The organism is Micromonospora sp. HUAS YX12 (genome assembly GCF_040215685.1).
In the GTDB taxonomy this organism is placed as follows: domain Bacteria; phylum Actinomycetota; class Actinomycetes; order Mycobacteriales; family Micromonosporaceae; genus Micromonospora; species Micromonospora tulbaghiae.
Genome location: NZ_CP157974.1, coordinates 6,161,548 through 6,179,946, shown reverse-complemented (window position 1 = coordinate 6,179,946; position 18,399 = coordinate 6,161,548). Strand labels below are relative to the sequence as shown.

General features: G+C 72.2%; 18 protein-coding genes. 5 read left to right on the top strand and 13 right to left on the bottom strand.

Features of this window, described 5'->3' with window-relative positions; translation table 11 throughout:
• Positions 1 to 3: 3 nt before the first annotated feature.
• The 3 genes from ABIH81_RS29315 to ABIH81_RS29305 are packed head-to-tail and all read right to left on the bottom strand — an operon-like array spanning position 4 to position 3,772.
• Entirely contained in the window at positions 4 to 2,394 is a 2,391-nt protein-coding gene (locus tag ABIH81_RS29315) for an aerobic carbon-monoxide dehydrogenase large subunit (protein WP_349878099.1), read from the bottom strand.
• The gene (locus tag ABIH81_RS29310) at positions 2,391 to 2,939 is read right to left on the bottom strand and encodes a (2Fe-2S)-binding protein (RefSeq protein WP_349878098.1); all 549 of its coding nucleotides are present in this window, start codon (positions 2,937 to 2,939) and stop codon (positions 2,391 to 2,393) included. The genes ABIH81_RS29315 and ABIH81_RS29310 overlap by 4 nt, the downstream gene beginning before the upstream one ends.
• Before the next feature lie 2 nt (positions 2,940 to 2,941).
• Positions 2,942 to 3,772, bottom strand: coding sequence for a xanthine dehydrogenase family protein subunit M (locus tag ABIH81_RS29305; protein ID WP_349878097.1), 831 nt, complete (start codon positions 3,770 to 3,772; stop codon positions 2,942 to 2,944).
• 158 nt (positions 3,773 to 3,930) lie between these two features.
• Between ABIH81_RS29305 and ABIH81_RS29300 the strand changes: the two genes are divergently transcribed.
• Positions 3,931 to 5,004 (top strand): XdhC/CoxI family protein, encoded by a 1,074-nt coding sequence (locus ABIH81_RS29300; protein ID WP_121683323.1) that lies wholly within the window; start codon positions 3,931 to 3,933, stop codon positions 5,002 to 5,004.
• A gap of 19 nt (positions 5,005 to 5,023) precedes the next feature.
• Here ABIH81_RS29300 and ABIH81_RS29295 read toward each other — a convergent pair whose 3' ends face one another.
• From ABIH81_RS29295 to ABIH81_RS29265, 7 genes are all read right to left on the bottom strand, one after another.
• Positions 5,024 to 6,127, bottom strand: coding sequence for an FUSC family protein (locus ABIH81_RS29295; protein WP_349878096.1), 1,104 nt, complete (start codon positions 6,125 to 6,127; stop codon positions 5,024 to 5,026).
• A gap of 172 nt (positions 6,128 to 6,299) precedes the next feature.
• Positions 6,300 to 6,629 (bottom strand): cupin domain-containing protein, encoded by a 330-nt coding sequence (locus ABIH81_RS29290; RefSeq protein ID WP_120570860.1) that lies wholly within the window; start codon positions 6,627 to 6,629, stop codon positions 6,300 to 6,302.
• Between the two features lie 87 nt (positions 6,630 to 6,716).
• The gene (locus tag ABIH81_RS29285) at positions 6,717 to 7,493 is read right to left on the bottom strand and encodes an ABC transporter ATP-binding protein (RefSeq protein WP_349878095.1); all 777 of its coding nucleotides are present in this window, start codon (positions 7,491 to 7,493) and stop codon (positions 6,717 to 6,719) included.
• Positions 7,490 to 8,509, bottom strand: a complete 1,020-nt coding sequence (locus tag ABIH81_RS29280) for an iron chelate uptake ABC transporter family permease subunit (RefSeq protein ID WP_349878094.1) — start codon at positions 8,507 to 8,509, stop codon at positions 7,490 to 7,492. The genes ABIH81_RS29285 and ABIH81_RS29280 overlap by 4 nt, the downstream gene beginning before the upstream one ends.
• The gene (locus tag ABIH81_RS29275; RefSeq protein ID WP_349878093.1) at positions 8,506 to 9,495 is read right to left on the bottom strand and encodes an iron chelate uptake ABC transporter family permease subunit; all 990 of its coding nucleotides are present in this window, start codon (positions 9,493 to 9,495) and stop codon (positions 8,506 to 8,508) included. Before ABIH81_RS29275 ends, ABIH81_RS29280 begins: the two co-directional genes overlap by 4 nt.
• Complete coding sequence (locus ABIH81_RS29270) at positions 9,485 to 10,300, bottom strand: siderophore-interacting protein (protein ID WP_349878092.1); 816 nt, start codon at positions 10,298 to 10,300, stop codon at positions 9,485 to 9,487. The genes ABIH81_RS29275 and ABIH81_RS29270 overlap by 11 nt, the downstream gene beginning before the upstream one ends.
• Positions 10,297 to 11,298: an ABC transporter substrate-binding protein gene (locus ABIH81_RS29265; RefSeq protein ID WP_349878091.1), complete on the bottom strand. Its 1,002-nt coding sequence runs from the start codon at positions 11,296 to 11,298 to the stop codon at positions 10,297 to 10,299. Before ABIH81_RS29265 ends, ABIH81_RS29270 begins: the two co-directional genes overlap by 4 nt.
• A gap of 105 nt (positions 11,299 to 11,403) precedes the next feature.
• Between ABIH81_RS29265 and ABIH81_RS29260 the strand changes: the two genes are divergently transcribed.
• On the top strand, positions 11,404 to 12,276 hold the full coding sequence (locus ABIH81_RS29260; protein WP_349878090.1) for a helix-turn-helix transcriptional regulator: 873 nt from the start codon (positions 11,404 to 11,406) through the stop codon (positions 12,274 to 12,276).
• A 40-nt stretch (positions 12,277 to 12,316) separates the two neighbouring features.
• On the opposite strand, the gene fmdA is transcribed toward ABIH81_RS29260, so the two are convergent.
• Positions 12,317 to 13,570, bottom strand: a complete 1,254-nt coding sequence (fmdA, locus tag ABIH81_RS29255) for a formamidase (RefSeq protein WP_349878089.1) — start codon at positions 13,568 to 13,570, stop codon at positions 12,317 to 12,319.
• Positions 13,571 to 13,591: 21 nt separating this feature from the next.
• Positions 13,592 to 13,870: an FmdB family zinc ribbon protein gene (locus tag ABIH81_RS29250; RefSeq protein WP_349878088.1), complete on the bottom strand. Its 279-nt coding sequence runs from the start codon at positions 13,868 to 13,870 to the stop codon at positions 13,592 to 13,594.
• 213 nt (positions 13,871 to 14,083) lie between these two features.
• On the opposite strand from ABIH81_RS29250, the gene ABIH81_RS29245 reads away from it, so the two are divergent.
• Positions 14,084 to 15,262 (top strand): cellulose binding domain-containing protein, encoded by a 1,179-nt coding sequence (locus ABIH81_RS29245; RefSeq protein WP_349878087.1) that lies wholly within the window; start codon positions 14,084 to 14,086, stop codon positions 15,260 to 15,262.
• An 11-nt stretch (positions 15,263 to 15,273) separates the two neighbouring features.
• Positions 15,274 to 16,398 (top strand): glycosyl hydrolase 53 family protein, encoded by a 1,125-nt coding sequence (locus ABIH81_RS29240; protein WP_349878086.1) that lies wholly within the window; start codon positions 15,274 to 15,276, stop codon positions 16,396 to 16,398.
• Positions 16,399 to 16,516: 118 nt separating this feature from the next.
• Here ABIH81_RS29240 and ABIH81_RS29235 read toward each other — a convergent pair whose 3' ends face one another.
• Positions 16,517 to 16,855, bottom strand: a complete 339-nt coding sequence (locus ABIH81_RS29235) for a hypothetical protein (RefSeq protein WP_349878085.1) — start codon at positions 16,853 to 16,855, stop codon at positions 16,517 to 16,519.
• Between the two features lie 240 nt (positions 16,856 to 17,095).
• Between ABIH81_RS29235 and ABIH81_RS29230 the strand changes: the two genes are divergently transcribed.
• Positions 17,096 to 18,277 carry a hypothetical protein gene (locus ABIH81_RS29230; RefSeq protein WP_349878084.1) on the top strand — a complete coding sequence of 394 codons (1,182 nt, stop codon included), beginning with the start codon at positions 17,096 to 17,098 and terminating at the stop codon, positions 18,275 to 18,277.
• Positions 18,278 to 18,399 lie beyond the last annotated feature (122 nt).

Sequence of the window (18,399 nt, the reverse complement as noted above, 5' to 3'; positions counted from 1 at the left end):
CCCCTAGATCGGCGGGCGGGCGTTGCCGCGCATCGCGTCCCAGACGCGCGACGGCGTCAACGGCATGTCGGCATGCCGTACGCCGAAGGGTTCGAGGGCGTCGACGATCGCGTTGACGATCGCGGGCGGGGAGCCGACGGTGGCCGACTCGCCCACGCCCTTCGCGCCGATCGGGTGGTGCGGGGACGGGGTGACGGTGAAGCCGGTCTCCCAGTCGGGCACCTCGAGCGCGGTGGGCAGCAGGTAGTCCATGAGCGACGCGCCGAGGCAGTTGCCGTCCTCGTCGAACGCGATCATCTCCATGAGGGCCATGCCGACTCCGTCGGCCAGCCCGCCGTGCACCTGACCCTCGATGATCATCGGGTTGATCCGGGTGCCGCAGTCGTCGACGGCGATGAACCGACGCACCTTGACCTGCGCGGTGCCCGGGTCGATGTCCACCACGCAGATGTACGCCCCGTGCGGATACGTCAGGTTCGACGGGTTGTAGCAGATCTGCGCCTCCAACCCGCCCTCGACGCCCTCGGGCAGGTCGCCGGCGCCGTGCGCCCGCATCGCGATGTCCTGGATGGTCACGCTCTTGCCCGGGTCGCCCTTGACCCGGAAGGAACCCTTGTCCCACTCCAGGTCGGCGACCGAGACCTCCAGCATGCCGGAGGCGATGATCCGGGCCTTGTCGCGGACCTTGCGGGCGACCAGGGCCGCCGCGGCACCGGAGACGGGGGTGGATCGGCTGCCGTATGTGCCGAGACCGAACGGCGTGTTGTCGGTGTCGCCGTGCACCACGTCGATGTCGTCCGGCGGGATGCCGATCTCCTCGGCGACGATCTGCGCGAACGTCGTCTCGTGTCCCTGGCCCTGGGACTGCACGCTGAGCCGGACCACGGCCTTGCCGGTCGGGTGCACGCGCAGCTCACAGCCGTCGGCCATGCCCAGGCCGAGGATGTCCATGTTCTTGCGCGGGCCGGCGCCGACGGCCTCGGTGAAGAACGCGATGCCGATGCCCATCAACTCGCCCCGGGCCCGCTTCTCCTGCTGCTCGCGCCGCAGGTCGGCGTAGCCGGCCATCTCCATCGCGAGCCGCATGGTCGGCTCGTAGTCGCCGGAGTCGTACACCCAGCCGGTCTTCGTCGTGTACGGGAACTGCTCCGGGCGGATGAAGTTCTTCAGCCGCAGCTCGGCCGGGTCCATGCCCAGCTCGTCGGCGAGGCAGTCGACGATCCGCTCGACGAGGTAGACGGCCTCGGTGATGCGGAACGAACAGGCGTACGCCACACCGCCCGGTGCCTTGTTCGTGAAGACCGCCGTCATCTTGCAGTACGCGGCCTCGATGTCGTAGCTGCCGGTGAAGACCCCGAAGAAGCCGGCCGGGTACTTCACCGGCGCGGCGGTGCCGTTGAAGGCGCCGTGGTCGGCGAGGACGTTGGTGCGGATGGCCAGGATCCGGCCGTCACGGGTCGCCGCGATCTCACCACGCATGATGTAGTCGCGGGCGAAGCCGGTGCTGATCAGGTTCTCGAAGCGGTCCTCCATCCACTTCACCGGCTTCCCGGTGACGATCGACGCGACGATCGCGCAGACGTATCCCGGATAGATCGGCACCTTGTTGCCGAAGCCGCCGCCGATGTCCGGCGAGATCACCTGGATCTTGTGCTCGGGGATTCCCGCCACCAGGGCGTAGAGGGTGCGATGCGCGTGCGGCGCCTGCGTGGTGGACCAGAGGCGCAGCTTGCCGTCGACGGCGTCGAAGTCGGCGAGCGCCCCACAGGTCTCCATCGGCGCCGGGTGCACCCGCGGATAGACCAGGTCCTGGCTCACCACGACGTCCGCCCGGGCGAACACGGCCGCGGTGGCCGCCTCGTCACCGGTCTCCCAGTCGAAGCAGTGGTTGTCGGTCTTGCCGTCGAGATCGTCGCGGATCACCGGGGCGCCCGGTTCGAGCGCGCGGCGGGCGTCGACGACCGGATCGAGGACGTCGTACTCGACGTCGATCAGCTCCAGCGCGTCCCGCGCCGCGTACTTGTCCTCGGCGACGACGAACGCCACCTCCTGGCCCTGGAAGCGCACCTTGTCGGTGGCGAGCACGGCCTGTACGTCGTTGGAGAGCGTCGGCATCCAGGCCAGGCCCTGCTCGGCAAGCATCGCCCCGGTCACGACCGCCTTGACGCCGGGTGAGGCCTCGGCGGCGCTCGTGTCGATGCTCAGGATCCGCGCGTGGGCCACCGGCGAGCGGAGGATGGCCAGGTGCAGCATGCCGGGCAGCCGGACGTCGTCGACGAACCGGCCCCGGCCGCGGACGAACCGCGGATCCTCCTTCCGCAGCATGCGGCCGTATCCCACCGGCTTCTGGTCGTTGTCGTGGAAGGTGTCCACGCGCTCGTGCACAGTCGTCATACGACGCTCCCGGCGGGCCGGCCGGCGTTGTCGATCTCGCCGGCTTCGCGTGATTCGGTGGTCTCGGTGACCGCGGCGGCGGCGTTCGCCTCGTGTACGGCGGCCCAGCGCACCGAACGCACGATGGTGGCGTAGCCCGTACAGCGGCAGATCTGACCGGAGATCGCTTCGCGGATCTCCGCCTCGGTCGGGTCCGGGTTGCGGTCGAGCAGTGCGCGGGCAGTCATCATCATGCCGGGGGTGCAGAAGCCGCACTGCAGGCCGTGGCACTGGATGAAGCCCTGCTGGACCGGGTCGAGCTCCGCGCCCCTCGCCAGACCCTCGACGGTACGCACCCGGTGTCCGCCGGCCATCGCGGCCAGCACGGTGCACGACTTCACCGGTTCGCCGTCGAGCCACACGACGCAGGTGCCGCAGTTGCTGGTGTCGCAGCCCGCGTGCGTGCCGGTCAGGTCCAGCACATCGCGCAGGAAGTGCACCAGCAGCAGGCGACCCTCGATCTCCCGGGTGACCTCGACGTCGTTGACGGTCATGGTGACCTGCATGCTCAGCTCCTCGCCCGTTGCACGGCCCGGCGCAGGGTCCGTCTGGTCAGCTCGTCGGCCAGGTGCCGCTTGTAGTCCGCGCTGCCCCGCTGGTCGGTGACCGGATCGCAGCTGCGCGCGGCGATCGCACCGGCCTGCTCGAAGAGGCTCTCGCTGGGCTCCTGCCCGCGCAGCGCCGCGGAGATCTCCGGGATACCGGTGGTGTTCGGACCCACAGCGGCCAGCCCGACCCGGGCGTCGGAGATCACGTCGCCGTCGAGCCAGACCGCCGCACCGGCCGAGACCACCGCCCAGTCGCCGGCCCGGCGCTCCACCTTCTCGTAGGCGCTGCCGCAGCCGGGCCGCACCGGCAGCCGGATCTCGACCAGGATCTCCCCGTCGCCGACGGCCGTCTCGTACGGCCCGACGTGGAACTCCTCCATGGACACCACCCGTTCGGCGCCGCCCGGCCCACGGATCACGCAGCTCGCGTCCAGGGCGGTGCAGACCGCGGACAGGTCCTCCGACGGGTCCGCCTGGCACAGCGAGCCGCCCAGCGTGCCCCGGTTGCGCACCACCGGATCGGCGATCACCCGTTCGGCGTCGGCGAAGATCGGGAAGGCCGCCGTCAGGGTGGTGGACTCGAGCAGTTCCCGGTGCCGGGTCAGCGCACCGATGCGTAGCTCGTCCGGACCCGCCTCGATGTAGCCGAGCTCGTCGTGGAGATCGTTGATGTCGATGAGATAGTCGAAACTGGCCAGCCGCAGCTTCATCATCGGCAGCAGGCTGTGCCCGCCGGCGATCAGCCGGGACGTGCCGCCCAGCCGTTCCATCAGGCTGATGGCGTGGTCCACACTGGTTGCTCGTTCGTACTCGAACGGGGCCGGCACCTGCATATCGCACCTCCGGAAGTCGTCAATGTGGTGCCGGTGCCCGCGGAAGTCAACGCCGACCTAAGCAAGTCCTTAGGTCGGCGTTGACGGTGCCGCTGCTGCTCACGGATCGTGCGGCAATGCGAGACATCGTCGACGGGTTGACCGCGTGGCGTGCCGCCGGCGTCCGGTTCGCCGTCGCGACAGTCGTGCGGACCTGGAGGTCGGCGCCCAGACCGCCGGGCGCGGCCATGGCGGTCTGCGCCGACGGCGAGGTCGTCGGCAGCATCTCGGGAGGGTGCGTCGAGGGCGCGGTGTACGAGCTCTGCCAGGAGGCCATACGCACCGGCCAGGCACGCACCGAGACCTACGGTGTCGGCGACGACGACGCCTTCGCGGTGGGCCTGACCTGCGGTGGCACCATCGAGGTCCTGGTGCAGCCGGACGTCGTGCTGACCGAGCCCGACGCGGTGCTCGCCGCGATCCGCGCGGGCGAGCCGGTGGCGACGGCGTCGGCCGGGACAGCCCAGCTGGTGGTCTGGCCCGACCGGGTGGCCGGCACTCTCGGCGACGCCGACCTGGACCGTGCGGTGGCGCAGCAGGCCGAGGGCATGCTCGCCCTCGGCACCACCGGAGCCGTCCGACTCGGTACGCGCGGGCAGCAGCGGCACGACGAGGTGTCCGTCTTCGTCCAGTCGTACCTGCCGCCACCACGGATGATCGTGTTCGGCGCGATCGACTTCGCGGTCGCGGTGGCCCGGATCGGCCGTTTCCTCGGCTATCACGTCACTGTGTGCGACGCCCGTCCGGTGTTCGCCACCCGCAAGCGCTTCCCCGACGCCGACGCCCTCGTCGTCCAGTGGCCGCACACGTACCTGGAGTCGACGACAGTCGACGAGCGGACGGTGCTCTGCGTCCTCACCCACGACCCGAAGTTCGACGTCCCGCTGCTCCAGGTCGCCCTGCGCACCCCGGCCCGCTACATCGGCGCGATGGGCAGCCGCCGCACCCACGCCGATCGGTTGCGCCGCCTGCGCGAGGCGGGCGTGGACGAGGCCGCCCTCGCCCGGCTCTCCTCGCCGATCGGGCTCGACCTGGGGGCGCGGACGCCGGAGGAGACCGCCGTGGCGATCGCCGCCGAGTTCGTCGCCCTGGCCGCGGGAGGCTCCGGCCGGCGGCTGACGGACCTCGACACCCCGATCCACCACCGCTGACCGGCCGGCAGCGTACTCGTCACCCCCGGCTCAGGCCGAGCGCCTCGTCCACCCGGTCCAGCACCGTCACGTCGTCGTGGCCGACGCCGCGCAGCAGGTCGATGGCGGTCGCCCGGATCTGCCCGACGATCATGGTGACCGGCAGCGGCGGATCGGTCCGGAGCAGGCCGGCGGCGATCCGTACCGCCTCCAGGGCCGCCGTGTCGGCCTGCTGCGCGTGCCGGTCGGCGTCGGCGCCGGTGAGGTCGTGGGCCATGGCCTCACCGGCCGACCGTACGGCGGAGGTCAGCGCGCCGATCGCGGCGGCCAGCTCCGGCGGGGTGGCGGTGTGCCGGCGGGTCAGGGTCACGCCGGCCCGGGCCAGCACGCGGATGTTGCGGGCGGCGTAGTCGAGCTGCCGCAGCGTGGCCTCCACCTCGACGAGCTTGCCCAGGTGCCGGCGGCGCAGTCCCAGCCGCAGCGTCTCCCCGGTGGCGAGCACGGCGGCCTGCATTTCGGCGACGCAGTCGTCCACCTGCCGCGCCCGGTCCAGCGCGGCGCGGGCGGCGTCCTCGTCGCAGCCGCGCAGGGCCGCGTTGACCTGGTCGAGCAGGTCGGCCAGATCGGTGTAGCTGCGGCGGGCCTGGGCCACCAGTGGCGCCAGCGGGTCACGGGCGGCCATCAGTTGACTGGCGCCCAGTGCCACCACGCCGCCGATGAGCGCGTCGACGAAGCGGAACGGCATCAGCGTCCCGTTCGGCGCGGAGACCACCACCAGGTACATGGCCGAGACGCTGGCCTGCACGACCAGGGCCCGGCGGGCCCCGATCACCACGAGCGTCGTGGTGGTCAGCAGCAGCACCAGCAGAACCGTCTCGGTGCCCGGGCCCAGCGCGTACACCAGCAGCTCCGCGACGAGGACGGCGGCTGCCACGGCGAGCAGGATCTCGACGGTCTGCCGCAGCCGCCGACCACGGGACTCGCCGAGCACGACGAGCGCGGCCGTCGGTGCGAAGAACGGGTCCGGGTGACGGATCACCACCGCCGCCACGATCCAGGCGACCACAGCGGCGGCGGTCAGCTCGACCACCGTCATCCCGTCGCCGCGCAGCCGCGCGACGGCGTCGCGTAACCAGGTCCGCACCGGTGGTGCCCCTCTCGCCGGGCGGACCCGGACCGGCCGCCGCTTGATCTTCGCGAGGAGGGCCACTACCCCGGCCGTGACCTGCTCAATCGTTCGGGTGGCCGGCGACGGACCCGGGGCACGCCCGGCGGTTGGTCGCGGTCGGCCTGGCCGCCCTGCCGGGTTCGGGCCGTCAGCGCTTGGCGACGGTGAGCAGCACCGCGGAGTCTTCGAGCGCCTCCAGCGTGTGCCGGCGGTCCGGCACGATCAGCAGGTCGCCGGCTGAGCCGTCCCAGGATGTCTCGCCGGCGCCGAGCCGCACCCGGCCGCGCAGGACGTGCACGGTGGCCTCGCCGGGGTTCTCGTGTTCGCCGAGCATCTGCCCGGCGGTCAGCGCGATCAGCGTCTGTCGGAGCCTGTGCTCGTGACCGCCGTAGACGGTGGAGCTGCTGCGGCCGCTGGAGGAGGTGTGCGCGCGCTCCAGCTGCTCGCGGGCCAGCGCGGTCAGGGATGACTTCTGCATCAGGTGTCCCGTCCTCTCGTCGTACCGCTTCTCCCGAGCCGCCCAACCGGCTCAGGTCGACTCTGGCATACCGACGAGGGCTTCCGGCTAGACGGTCGGAACCACCATCGGGGCGCCGGTGACCGGGTTCGGCATCACCACGCTGGGCAGACCGAAGACCTCCCGCATCAGGTCGGCGTCCACCACGTCGGCCGGCGGCCCCTGCGCGACGATCCGGCCGGCCTTCATCGCCACGATGTGATCGGCGAACCGGCACGCCTGGTTGATGTCGTGCAGCACCGCGACGACAGTGCGTCCCTCGTCGCGCAGCTTGGCGAACAGCGCCAGCAGCTCGTACTGGTGCGTGATGTCCAGGAACGTGGTGGGCTCGTCCAGCAGCAGGTACGGCGTCTCCTGCGCCAGCACCATGGCGATCCAGACCCGTTGCCGCTGCCCGCCGGAGAGTTCCTCCACGGGCCGCTCGGCCAGGTCGGTGACGCCGGCAACCGCCATCGCCGACCGGACGGCCTCCTCGTCGGCGGCCGAGCCCGCGCCGAGCAGGGACTGGTGCGGGTAGCGGCCCCGGGCGACGAGCCGCCGCACGATGATGTTCTCCGGCGCGACGAGGCCCTGCGGCAGGAAGCCGACCTGGCGGGCGAACGGCTTCGGCCGGTGCTCGGCGACGTCCCGGCCGTCGAGGCGTACCGTGCCCGACGCCGGTGTGAGCAACCGGACGAACGCCTTCAGCAGCGTCGACTTCCCGCAGGCGTTGGGGCCGACGATCGCCGTGAACGCGCCGTCCGGCACGGCCAGGCTCACCCGCGTCGACACCACCCGATCGCCGTAGCCGAGCGTGACGTCCTCCGAGGTCAGGCGGCTGGTCACCGTCGTTTCACCTCCATGCCGAGCAGCCAGATGAGATAGCAGCCGCCGATCGCCGTGGTGACCACGCCGACCGGCAGCGCGACCGGCGCGAGCAGCAGTTGCGCGACGAGGTCCGCGGCGAGCAGCAGCACCGCGCCGGTCAGCGCCGCCGGCACCAGTGGGACGCCTGCGGCCCGCGCGAGCCGCCGGCCGATCTGGGGCGCGGCGAGCGCGATGAACACGACCGGCCCGGCCACCGCTGTCACCGTCGCGGTGCAGCCCACGCCGGCCAGGACCAGCAGCAGGCGGAGCCGGCCCAGGGGTACGCCGGTGGTGCGCGCGATCTCGTCGCCCAGCGCCGCCTGGTGCATGGCGTGCGAGATCACGGCGAGCAGGAGGACGAACAGGCCGATGACGGCGAACGGGAGCCGCAACTCGGCCCAGTCGACGCCGTTGAGTGAACCGGCGTTCCAGCCGGTCGCGGCGAGCGCCACGTCGATCTCGGCCCGCAGCACGATCCAGGAGTTGAGCGCGGTCAGCATCGCGTTGACGGCGATGCCGATGACGACCAGCCGGACGCCGCTGAGCCCGGAGTCCAGCGACAGCAGGTAGATGAGCGCGGCGGCGAGCAGCCCGCCCGCCACCGACCCGGCCGCGAGTTGCCCGGCGGTGCCGTTCAGCACGGTGATCGCGACAAGCGCGCCGGTGTACGCGCCCGCGTCGAGGCCGATCACGTCGGGGCTGCCCAGCGCGTTGCGGGTCAGGTTCTGGAAGACCGCTCCGGCCAGGCCCAGCGCGGCGCCGAAGACCAGCGCGGCGGCCACCCGGGGGAGCCGCCACTCCCGGATCACGAAGGCCGAGTCGCCGCCCTGGAACAGGGCGTCGAACACCTCCGCCGGTGTCGCCCACTCCGGTCCGTGGCTCAGCGTCAGCAGCGCGAGGGCCGCCGCGGCCGTGAGCAGCCCGGCCGAGGCGACGGCCGAGCGCCGTTCGACCTCGACCGCGAGGCGTCCCGCCCGCAGCCTCACCGTGCTCACAGCGCCGCCGCCCCGTAGCGGCGGACCGCCCAGATCAGCACCGGAGCGCCCAGGAACGCGGTGACGATCGACACCGGGACCTCGCCAGTGGGCAGCAGGACCCGCGAGCCGACGTCCGCGACGAGCAGCAGGATCGGCCCGAGCAGCATCGCGTACGCCATGATCCACGGGATCGAGTCGACTGCGAGCCGCCGCGCCAGGTGCGGAACCATCAGCCCGACGAACGCGATCGGGCCGGCGACCGCGGTGGCGACGCCGGTGAGCAGCGTGACGAGCACCAGGACGGTGACCCGGGTCCGGGTCACGTGCGCGCCGAGCGAGTGGGCGACGTCCTCGCCGAGGGCGAGCGCGTTCAACGGCCGGGTCGCGACCATCGCGGCGGCCAGGGCGGCGACTGTCACCAGCACCGGCAGCACCAGCGGCGTCTGCTCGGCGCCGGCCAGCGCCCCGACCGACCAGAACCGGTACCTGTCGAAGACGTCCGGGAAGCCCAGCCGCAGCCCGAGCGAGACGCCCATCAGCACCCAGCTCAGCGCGACTCCGGCGAGGACCAGCCGCAGCGGTGAGGTCCGCCCGACGGCGTAGACGGCGACGGCGGCGAGCGCGGAGCCAGCCACCGCGAGTACGAGCTGCCCGGCCTGCGACCCGGCGACGCCCGCCAGCACGCCCAGGTTGATGGCGAAGCCGGCCCCGGCTGTCACGCCGAGGATGCCGGGCTCGGCCAGCGGGTTGCGGGTGAGCGTCTGGATCAGCACCCCGGCGGCGCCGAGGGCGGCGCCGACGCAGACGCCGAGGATCGTGCGGGGCAGCCGGATGTCGCGTACGACGAGATGGTCCGTCGTGGCCGCGAAGTCGGTCAGCGCCCGCCACACCTCGGCCGGCGCGACCGGCCGCGCGCCCACGGCCATGCTCGCACCCGCCGCGACGACGAGCAGCGCGGCGGACACGAGCAGGAACGCCGCCCGGCGGGACAGGTCAGTCTTCAAGCCCGGCGACTCCGCGCTTCCAGTACCCGGTGATCAGTGAGTCGAGGCGGCCGGCGCTCCAGGCGCGCAACGGCCTGATGTCGTTCGCCTCCCCGGCCGCGAAGAGGAACGCCCGCCCGGCCGGCAGACGCAGCGACCCCACCTGCTGCGCGAGCGTGGACCCGGTGGCCGCGCGCACCAGCCACGTCACCGCCACCCCGTCGCGGTGCGCGAGCGGGTAGTCCCGTTCGGCCGGGTCGTCGACCTCGGCGACCACGTGCCCCGACACGTCGGCCGGGGACTCCTCCAGCCACCTGGCGACGGCCGGCAGAGCGGTGGCGTCGACGGCGAAGACGTAGTGGTCGTAGCTGTGCGGGAACGCCTTCGCGCCGGGCGGGCCCGCGATCGTCACCCCGTCGCCCACCGCCGCCGCGTCCGCCCACGCCGACGCGACACCGCCGTCGTGCAGCACGAAGTCCAGGTCGATCTCGCAGGCGGCGAGATCGTAGCGGCGCACCGTGTACTTGCGGGTGGTCGGCAGCGGGCGGGGCCAGTCGAGCATGCCCCGGCCGTCCGGGACGGGATCGCGTCGGGTGCCGTCCGGATCCGGGAAGACGAGCTTGACGTGGTCGTCCGCCTGGTAGGTGTGGAAACCGGCGAGGGCCGGGCCGCCGAGCGTCAGCCGCACCATGCGCGGGGTCAGCCGCCGCCGGGCGACGACCCGGACCTCGCGTACGTCGATCGGGTAGCCGATCCGGACCGTGCCACTGCCCGCGTGGTGGTGGGCGGCGACCCGGCCGGCCGGGTCGTGACGGTCGACTGTCATCGGGCCAGCAGCGGCGCGAATGCCCTGTCGACGGAGTCGAGCGTCCGGAGGGCCGACTCGTACGTCGCCGCCTCCGTGTACTGCAACCCGAACACCCGGCCGGCCTTGACCGCGGGCAGGTTCTTCCACAGCGCGGAGTCGAGCACCTGCTTCACCGCCTCGGCGGGGGTGCCGTCGGGCTGCAACGTGTACGTGATGGCGTCGGCCTCACCGAGGCTCGTGGGCAGTTCCTCGATCGCCGGGTACTCGGTGACGTCGAGCCCGCCGCCGCCCTTCTCCTTGACCTCGCCGTAGTAGGTCACGCCCGCGTCCTGGGCGATGTTCGTGCCCCACGAGCCGGCGAACTCGCGGTGGAAGGTGCCCTTGGCGATCTCGCCGTAGCTGCCGACGTGCCCGAACTTCAGGCCCGCGAGGGCGGCGCCGTACTTGTCCTTCAGCTCCGCGGCCCTCTTCTCGTACGCCTCCTTGGCCGCCTCGAAGTTCGCGCCGCGACCGGCGGCGTCGGACTGCCGGCGGGACAGCTCGCGCCACGCGGCGGGCGTGGTGGGGCCGATCGCGACGACCGGCGCGATGCTCTCCAGCCGCTTCATGTCGATGCTGCCGAGAGCCGGCTTCGGCACCCCGATCACGATGAGGTCCGGCTTGGCGGCAGCGACGGCCTCGTAGTTGGTCTCGGCAGCAGCCTCGCCGGCGACCTTCGGCAGCCGTTCGTAGGTGGCCCGGTCCTGCTCGGTCATCAGCGCCAGGCCGCGCTTCCAGCTGGAGATCCCCACCAGCGCGGCGTCCGCCTCGATCAGGACCGGCACGGCGTAGCCGGTGGCGACGACCCGCTTGGGGTCGACCAGGATCGTGATCTCGCCGTTGTCGGCGGCGAAGACGCGGGTCGCGGCGTCGCCGGACTTCGCGGCGGAGTCGCCGCCGTCGGATCCGCAACCGGTGACCACGGCGAGCGTCACCGCGGCGGCGGCGATCACGCGCCAGTGCTGTCGTACGGACATCTGCCAGTTCCTTCGGGTTCTCAACACAGAGGTGCAGCCCCGCTGGGCTGCAGAGCTTAGGCTAGCCTTACTTCTGCGGGCGGAATGTCGCCGAGAGGTCAACCGATGTCGGGGAGAGGTCAGAGCGTGATGGTCACCGGCCCGATCACGGCGGATCCGGTCAGCTGCGAGGAGTTCGGCTACGGCCTGGGCCGCCCCGACGGCATCCTCCTCCTGCGCTACCGGTCGGTGACCCGGCTGGCGTTCGCCGAGAACCGGGAGGACTTCCTGCACCAGTTCTACTGGTCACCCGACGGTCTGCTCTCCGCCCGCCACGGTCGGCACACGACCTTCCTCGGGCCGGACGAGGTCTTCTGGGTGCACCGGGCCGTCACCCACGAGGTGCACGCGGCGGACCGGCAGACGGTCTACCGGATCTGCCTGCGCGAGGTGCCCGACGCCCTCGACGGGCTGGGGGCCGGTGTCGCCACCATCGACGCCGAAGCCGTTCGGCTCGTGCTCACGCTCGCCACCGCCGGCTACGACGAACGCGACGCCCCCGCCGCCCGCAGCCGCGTCATGGCCGGGCTCGCCCCCCGGCCCGACTCCGACGACCGGCAGGCCGGCGGTACGGGCGTCGCGCTGGCGGTCGCCACGGCCCTGGCCCGCGACCCGGGTGACACGACGGGGCTCGCCGAGTGGGCGGACCGCCTGCACGTCAGCGTCAAGACGCTGCAACGCGACTTCGACCGCGAGTTCGGCATGTCGTACTCGCAGTGGCGCACGAAGCTGCGCCTGCGCGCGTCGCTGGCGCTGCTGGAGACCCGGCCGGTCGGCGAGGTCGCCCGCCGCATCGGGTACGCCAGCCCGTCCGCGTTCATCTCCGCCTTCGCCCGCGAGTACGGCTACACGCCGGGTCGCGCCGCCGCGATGCGGCGTACCGCTGACATCCCGGCGCCCCGCGCGGCGAGGAGTTTCCGGCGCCCGCCCGCCCCCTGACCGGCCCGGTCCTGCCGGAACGGGTGGGGTGGTCACCTGCTCAGCTCATCGTGGCCTTCGGGGCGCCCATGCCCGGGTCGATCCGGGCCGGACCGGCGGCCGAGGGGCGGATGTCGAAGTCGAAGATCTCGGTGGGCAGGTAGACGGTCGCGCAGGAGTTGGGGATGTCCACCACGCCGGAGAGCCGGCCCTCGATGGGTGCGGCGCCGAGCAGCAGGTACGCCTGTTCCGGCTGGTAGCCGAACCGGGTCAGGTAGTCGATGGCGTGCAGGCAGGCGCGCTGGTACGCGAGCTGCGAGTCGAGGTACCGCTGTTCGCCGTCGAGCGTGACGGACATGCCGGAGAAGGCCAGCCACCGGGAGAACTGCGGCGGGGTGTCGCCCGGGATGAAGATCGCGTTCTCGGCGACGCCGTACGTCTGCATGCCGTTCTTGATCAGGTCCACGTGCAGGTCGATGAACCCGCCCATCTCGATGGCGCCGCAGAAGGTGATCTCCCCGTCGCCCTGGGAGAAGTGCAGGTCGCCGACGGACAGGTTGGCTCCCGGCACGTACACCGGGTAGAAGACCCGGCTGCCGACTGTGAAGTTCTTGATGTCCTGGTTCCCGCCGTTCTCCCGGGGCGGAGCGGTGCGCGCCGCCTCCGCGGCCACCCGGTCGAAGTAGGCGCCGCTGAGGCCGCCGAGGATCGCGTCCTGCGGCTCGGGAGGCAGGGCCAGGGGCGGCACCCGGTCGGGCGCGGTGGCGATCAGCGCACCCTCCCGCCGGTTCCAGGTGGCCAGCAGCGACGCGGACGGGGCGGTGCCCATCAGCCCCGGGTGGGCGATCCCGGTGAAGGAGACCCCGGGGATGTGCCGGGAGGTGGCCGTGCGGCCGGTGAAGTCCCAGACCGCCTTGTAGGCGTCGGGGAACTGCTCGGTGAGGAAGCCGCCGCCGTTGCCGGTGGGGAAGATGCCCGTGTAGCCCCAGCCCTGGCCGGCCAGCGGACCGGACTCCTGCGGGATCGGGCCCATGTCGAGGATGTCGACCATGAGCAGGTCGCCCGGCTCGGCGCCCTCGACGGCGAACGGGCCGCTGAGCGCGTGGACCCGGGTCAGTGGCGCGTCCCGGATGTCCTCGGCGGAGTCGTCGTTGTGGATCGCGCCGTCGAACCACTCACGGCAGTGGACGCGGAACGACTGTCCGGGCCGTACCGTCGCCACGGGCGGGATGTCGGGATGCCAGCGGTTGTGCCCGACCTTCTCCTGGTCGGTGAACCTCTTGGCGGAGTCGAGGGGGAACAGCAGTTCAGGCACGGCGTTGAGCCCTTCTCGTGGTCACCATCGCGGCAGGCGGGCGTGGGCCGGGTCGGTCGAGCGGCGTGCCGGGCGACGACCGGGTACCCGCCCGACCACCTCCGGCTGTTCCGCGCTGCGCTCGGTCCGGTCCATGGCCTCGCGCAGCGCCGCCGGTATGCGGCCCAGCCGGGGCGCGGCGAACACCCGCGTCGCCGCGTTCCCGCACCGGGGACAGTCCGTCGACGGGCCCGCGGCGCCGACCGGCAGCGTGACGTCGAAGCTGCCGTCCTGCCGGCAGCGGTACTCGAAGGTGGCCATCGCCGTTCCCGTCTGGGCCTCTCGTGCGTGCGGGTGGCCGTTCCGCGGCGACTCACCCCGTCTTCCCGATTGTGGGCGATCAGCGGCAGAAGCGGCGCAAAACGACGAATGAGGTGGAACTTCCGCCGTCGCGACGGACCGGCTGGGCCGCCGCACCGACCGAGGCGTGAGGTACGTTGGCGATCATCGATGGGTTGACCGCATCGTCGACGTATGGCAGCCGTCTGTTCGTCCTCGCTGTTCCGCCGCCTGCGGCCGGGTCTGCCGGCCGCAGCCGTGCTGGCCACGGCGGTGCTCGCAACCGCGCTGACCGCCGCGCCGTCGGCCGGCGCCGGCACCGCGTACCCCCAGGTCGCGCCGGCGCCCGGCGGCGCCGCGGCCTACGCGGCGGAGCCGACCGGGACCGCGCCGCCGCCGCCCACGTCGACGCCGAGTACGCCCAGCACCACGCCGTTCCCGCCGAGCGCGCCCACGAACCTGACCGCCACCCAGGTACGGAGCACGTCGGTCACCCTCACCTGGACGGCCGCCACGCGCGGCTGCTGCCCGGTCGTCGGGTACGACATCACGTACTACCAGGCGTTCGACGACGTGGTGTACGGCGTCAGCCTCGGCGACGTCACCACCGCCACGATCACCACCTACATCCAGCCCGGCCGGCAGTACTCGTTCCGGGTGTCGGCCCGCGACGGCGACGGCCGCCGTTCGCCCTCCACCGACGCGCTGACGGTGGTCACGCCCGTGACGGACACCGGCCCGGACACGACCCCGCCGAGCGCCCCGCAGAACCCCACAGTCGGCGACGTGACCGCCTCGACCGCCACGCTGTCCTGGTCGCCGTCGACCGACGACACCGGCGTGCTCGGGTACGACGTCTACCGGTTCGACGGCTGGTACACCTCGACGCGCGTGGCCACCGTGCCGGGCACCACGTACACGGCCGCGCTGCCCCCGGAGACGCCGCTGCGCACCCTGTACTACGTGCGGGCCCGGGACGCCGCCGGCAACGTGTCGATCGCGTCCAACACTGTCACCCTGCCCACGACGACCACGCCGCCGCCTCCGCCACCCTCGACCTGCCGGGTGACCTACCGGAACCAGTCCGAGTGGCCCGGCGGTTTCGTGGCGATCGTGACGGTCCAGAACACCGGGACGGCGCCGATCGACGGCTGGATCCTCACCTTCGGCTTCCCCGGGGACCAGCAGGTCACCACCGCGTGGAACGCCACCGTCGGCCAGACCGGTGCCTCCGTGACCGCCCGCAACGCCGACTGGAACCGCGTCATCGCGCCGAACGGCTCCACGACCTTCGGCTTCCAGGGGCGCTGGAGCGCGAGCGACGCGCCGCCGACCGGCTTCTCGCTCAACGGCGCCCCCTGCACTGCCGGCTGAGAGGAAGTCTCGTGACCACACCCCACCGCCGTCGGACCCTGGCCGGGGCCGTCACGGCCGTCGTCCTCGCCGCCTCCACCACATTCGGGGGTACGCCCGCGTCCGTCGCCGCCGCGAACACGCTCAGCATGCGGGGCGCCGACGTCTCGTCGTTGCAGCGCAGCCTGGACCTCGGCGCGAAGTACCACGACGCCGACGGGGTCGCTCGCGATCCGCTGGACATCCTCAAGTCCGTCGGCGTCAACTACGTCCGGCTGCGCGTCTGGAACAACCCGGCCAGCGGCTACAACAACAAGAGCAGGGTGCTGGCCCAGGCGCGCACGGCCAAGGCGAAGGGCCTCAAGGTACTGATCGACTTCCACTACTCCGACACCTGGGCCGACCCCGGCAAGCAGTACAAGCCGGCCGCCTGGTCCGGGCACAGCCTGAGCCAGCTGCGCAACGACGTGTACGCGTTCACGTACGACGTCTGCGCCGCCCTGCGGGGGCAGGGCACCCTGCCGGACAGCGTGCAGATCGGCAACGAGATCAACGTCGGGATGCTGTGGAACGAGGGGAAGGTCGTCAACAACGACTTCGGCCCGCTGGCCGGCCTGCTGAAGCAGGGCTACAACGCGGTGAAGGCCTGCGGCGGCGGCATCCCCGTGATGATCCACACCGCGAACGCCGACAGCAACGCCAACGCCCGGTGGTTCTACGACGGCATCCGCGCCCAGGGCGTGCAGTGGGACATGACGGCCCTGTCGTACTACTGCATGTGGCACGGCAGCCTGGCGAACCTCTACAACAACATCGTCGACCTGCGGAATCGCTACGGGAAGCCGGTGGTGATCGTGGAGACCGCGTACCCCTTCACCCGGGACGACGCGGACAGCGAGCCGAACGCCATCGGCGACGCGACCTGCGACGGCATCGGCGCGACCTGGGCCGGGCAGGCCCAGCAGTTCGACTGGGTCCAGAACACCGCCCGCAACGCCGGCGCCGTCGGGGTCTTCTACTGGGAACCCACCTGGTACGCGGTCAGCGGCAACGGCTGGGATCCGGCGAACATCAACGGCACCGGGAACCAGTGGGACAACATGGCCGTGTTCGACTGGTTCGGGCGGGTGAACCCGGGGGTGCGCTGGACGCCCTGACGGATCGGCCGGCGCACCCCCTGCTCAGCTCCTGGCGGTCGGCTGGTTCCGCCTCCGGCCGGATGCACCAGCTCAAACCGGTCAGGGCGCGCGAACTCATGGCCGGCGCGGCGGACGGCTACCAGGCCTTGCCGCGGATCGGGGGTACGTCGAGATCGCGCTCGCCGCCCCGGTGCTCGGCGAGCAGCCGCCGGCGGATCGAACGCCAGGCGACGCGCTCCTGGCGGCGGCCGAGCCTGCGGTACGCCTGGAAGGTGCAGAGCCGGCAGCCGCAGAGGTTCGGAGCCTGCGCCGACACCTCGCGGTGGCAGCGGGTGCGGATCCGCTCGGGCGAGGCGAGGAACTCGTCCAGATCGCAGGCGCCCCAGTGGTGCCGGTGGATGTCGGTGAACCAGCGGCGCAGGTGCGGATCCCGCTGCTGCACCCGCTCGGGTCGGTGAATGTCGGTACGGGCCATGTGACGACCGCCTTCCGGCCGCCCGCGCACCGTGCGCGGGACTAACGCCTCTCTGGCATGCCGATCACCTCCCATCGCCGGTGGACGCCTTCATTGTGCTGATCATGGACGGGGCTCCGCATCCGATTTCGGGGGTCCAGCCGGTGGGCCGATCAGCCGAGGGGATTCGCTGACGCGGCGCACCGCCGCGACGGCACGCCGAAGGGCGCGGTGCTCGTCACCCCGCCGTACCATCTCCTGGTGAAGCTCCGCCGTCGGCTGGTCGCCGTGTCACTCCTCCTGGCGGTGGAGGCGGCGGCGTTCGCGCTGCTCGTCACCGAGTCCGTGACGGGTGCGCTCGTCGCCGCCGGCCTCACCTGCGTGTCGTTGTGGCTGCACCTCGTCCTGCACGAGTGCGGGCACCTCGTCGTGGCGAAGCTGCTGGGCCTGCCGGTCATCGCGGTCCGTATCGCGCCCTTCAACGGTTGGCGCAACGAGGTGGCGGTCCGGCCGTCGCCGTCGATGACGGCGTTACCGCTGCGGATGGTGCTGTTCTATCTCGGTGGCCCGCTGACCAACCTGTGCGCCGCGACGGCACTCGTCGTCGCGTCGGCGTATACCGGTACGGCCCTGACGCGGCTGACGTTGCTCGGCGCCGCGTTCGTCGGGGCGCTGCTCGGCCTGGCCAACCTCGTTCCGGGGCGTTCGGCCCGCAGTGACGGCCACAACCTGCTCCGCTGGCTCCGGGCTCCGGCAGCCGCCCGTGACGGGCTGCGGGCGGGCTACTACCAGGAGGAGGTGGTCAGGGCGCTGCGGGCGGTCGCCCGAGCGGGTGGCGACGTCCACCGGGTCGGGATCCAGGCTCGCGCCGGCAGCGATCCGCTCCTGGCCCTCGCCGGCTACCAGCAGAGACTGAGCACGGCACACACGCAGTCCGCGGAGCTGGTCGAGGAGGCCGAACGGCTTGCGGGGCTGGCTCGCGCGGGCAGCACCGATCCCGCGACGGCCGCGGCCATCGGGCAGATGCTGAGCGTCCAGTTCGGGTTGTGGTACCTGTACGCCGCGGTGGTGACCGGTTCACCGGTGCAACGAAGGGAGGTGCGGGAGATCTCGGAACTCGCCCGGATCGCCGTCCGGGCGCAGCCGCGCGTGTTGTCCGCCCGGGTCGCGATGAGCCTGGCTCATCTGCTCGACCAGCGGCCCGAGGATGCGCGATCGCTGCTTCTCGACGTCCGCCCCGGTGCCGAGCCGCCCGACCTCTGCGCCGTCGCGCTTCTTCTGCGGGCGGCCGCCGAGTCGTACCTCGGCAACCACGCCGACGCGGACCACCTCCTCCGCGCGGCCCGGGGCGACTACCCGCAGCTGGCGCAGCTCGTGGCCGCGATCCGGGCAGCCGATCCGGCGCCGGCCCTGTTCGCGCCGGCGCCGGCGGCGGGCGCCTGACCGGTTCTCCGAGCCGGCGACTCGGTCAGCGCGACGGAGCGTTTTCTGCGGTGTTTCCGTTACGTCGACACACCGCTATTTACATTGATGTTCGTCACGATAGTCGCTATCGGAATACCTTG

Excerpts from the sequence above, each read along its gene's own strand:
- ABIH81_RS29265 (WP_349878091.1), bottom strand. The coding sequence starts at position 11,298 with ATGTCCGTACGACAGCACTGGCGCGTGATCGCCGCCGCCGCGGTGACG.
- ABIH81_RS29315 (WP_349878099.1), bottom strand. The coding sequence starts at position 2,394 with ATGACGACTGTGCACGAGCGCGTGGACACCTTCCACGACAACGACCAG.
- ABIH81_RS29270 (WP_349878092.1), bottom strand. The coding sequence starts at position 10,300 with ATGACAGTCGACCGTCACGACCCGGCCGGCCGGGTCGCCGCCCACCAC.
- ABIH81_RS29250 (WP_349878088.1), bottom strand. The coding sequence starts at position 13,870 with ATGGCCACCTTCGAGTACCGCTGCCGGCAGGACGGCAGCTTCGACGTC.
- ABIH81_RS29310 (WP_349878098.1), bottom strand. The coding sequence starts at position 2,939 with ATGCAGGTCACCATGACCGTCAACGACGTCGAGGTCACCCGGGAGATC.
- ABIH81_RS29235 (WP_349878085.1), bottom strand. The coding sequence starts at position 16,855 with ATGGCCCGTACCGACATTCACCGACCCGAGCGGGTGCAGCAGCGGGAT.
- ABIH81_RS29300 (WP_121683323.1), top strand. The coding sequence starts at position 3,931 with ATGCGAGACATCGTCGACGGGTTGACCGCGTGGCGTGCCGCCGGCGTC.
- ABIH81_RS29260 (WP_349878090.1), top strand. The coding sequence starts at position 11,404 with ATGTCGGGGAGAGGTCAGAGCGTGATGGTCACCGGCCCGATCACGGCG.
- ABIH81_RS29290 (WP_120570860.1), bottom strand. The coding sequence starts at position 6,629 with ATGCAGAAGTCATCCCTGACCGCGCTGGCCCGCGAGCAGCTGGAGCGC.
- ABIH81_RS29245 (WP_349878087.1), top strand. The coding sequence starts at position 14,084 with ATGGCAGCCGTCTGTTCGTCCTCGCTGTTCCGCCGCCTGCGGCCGGGT.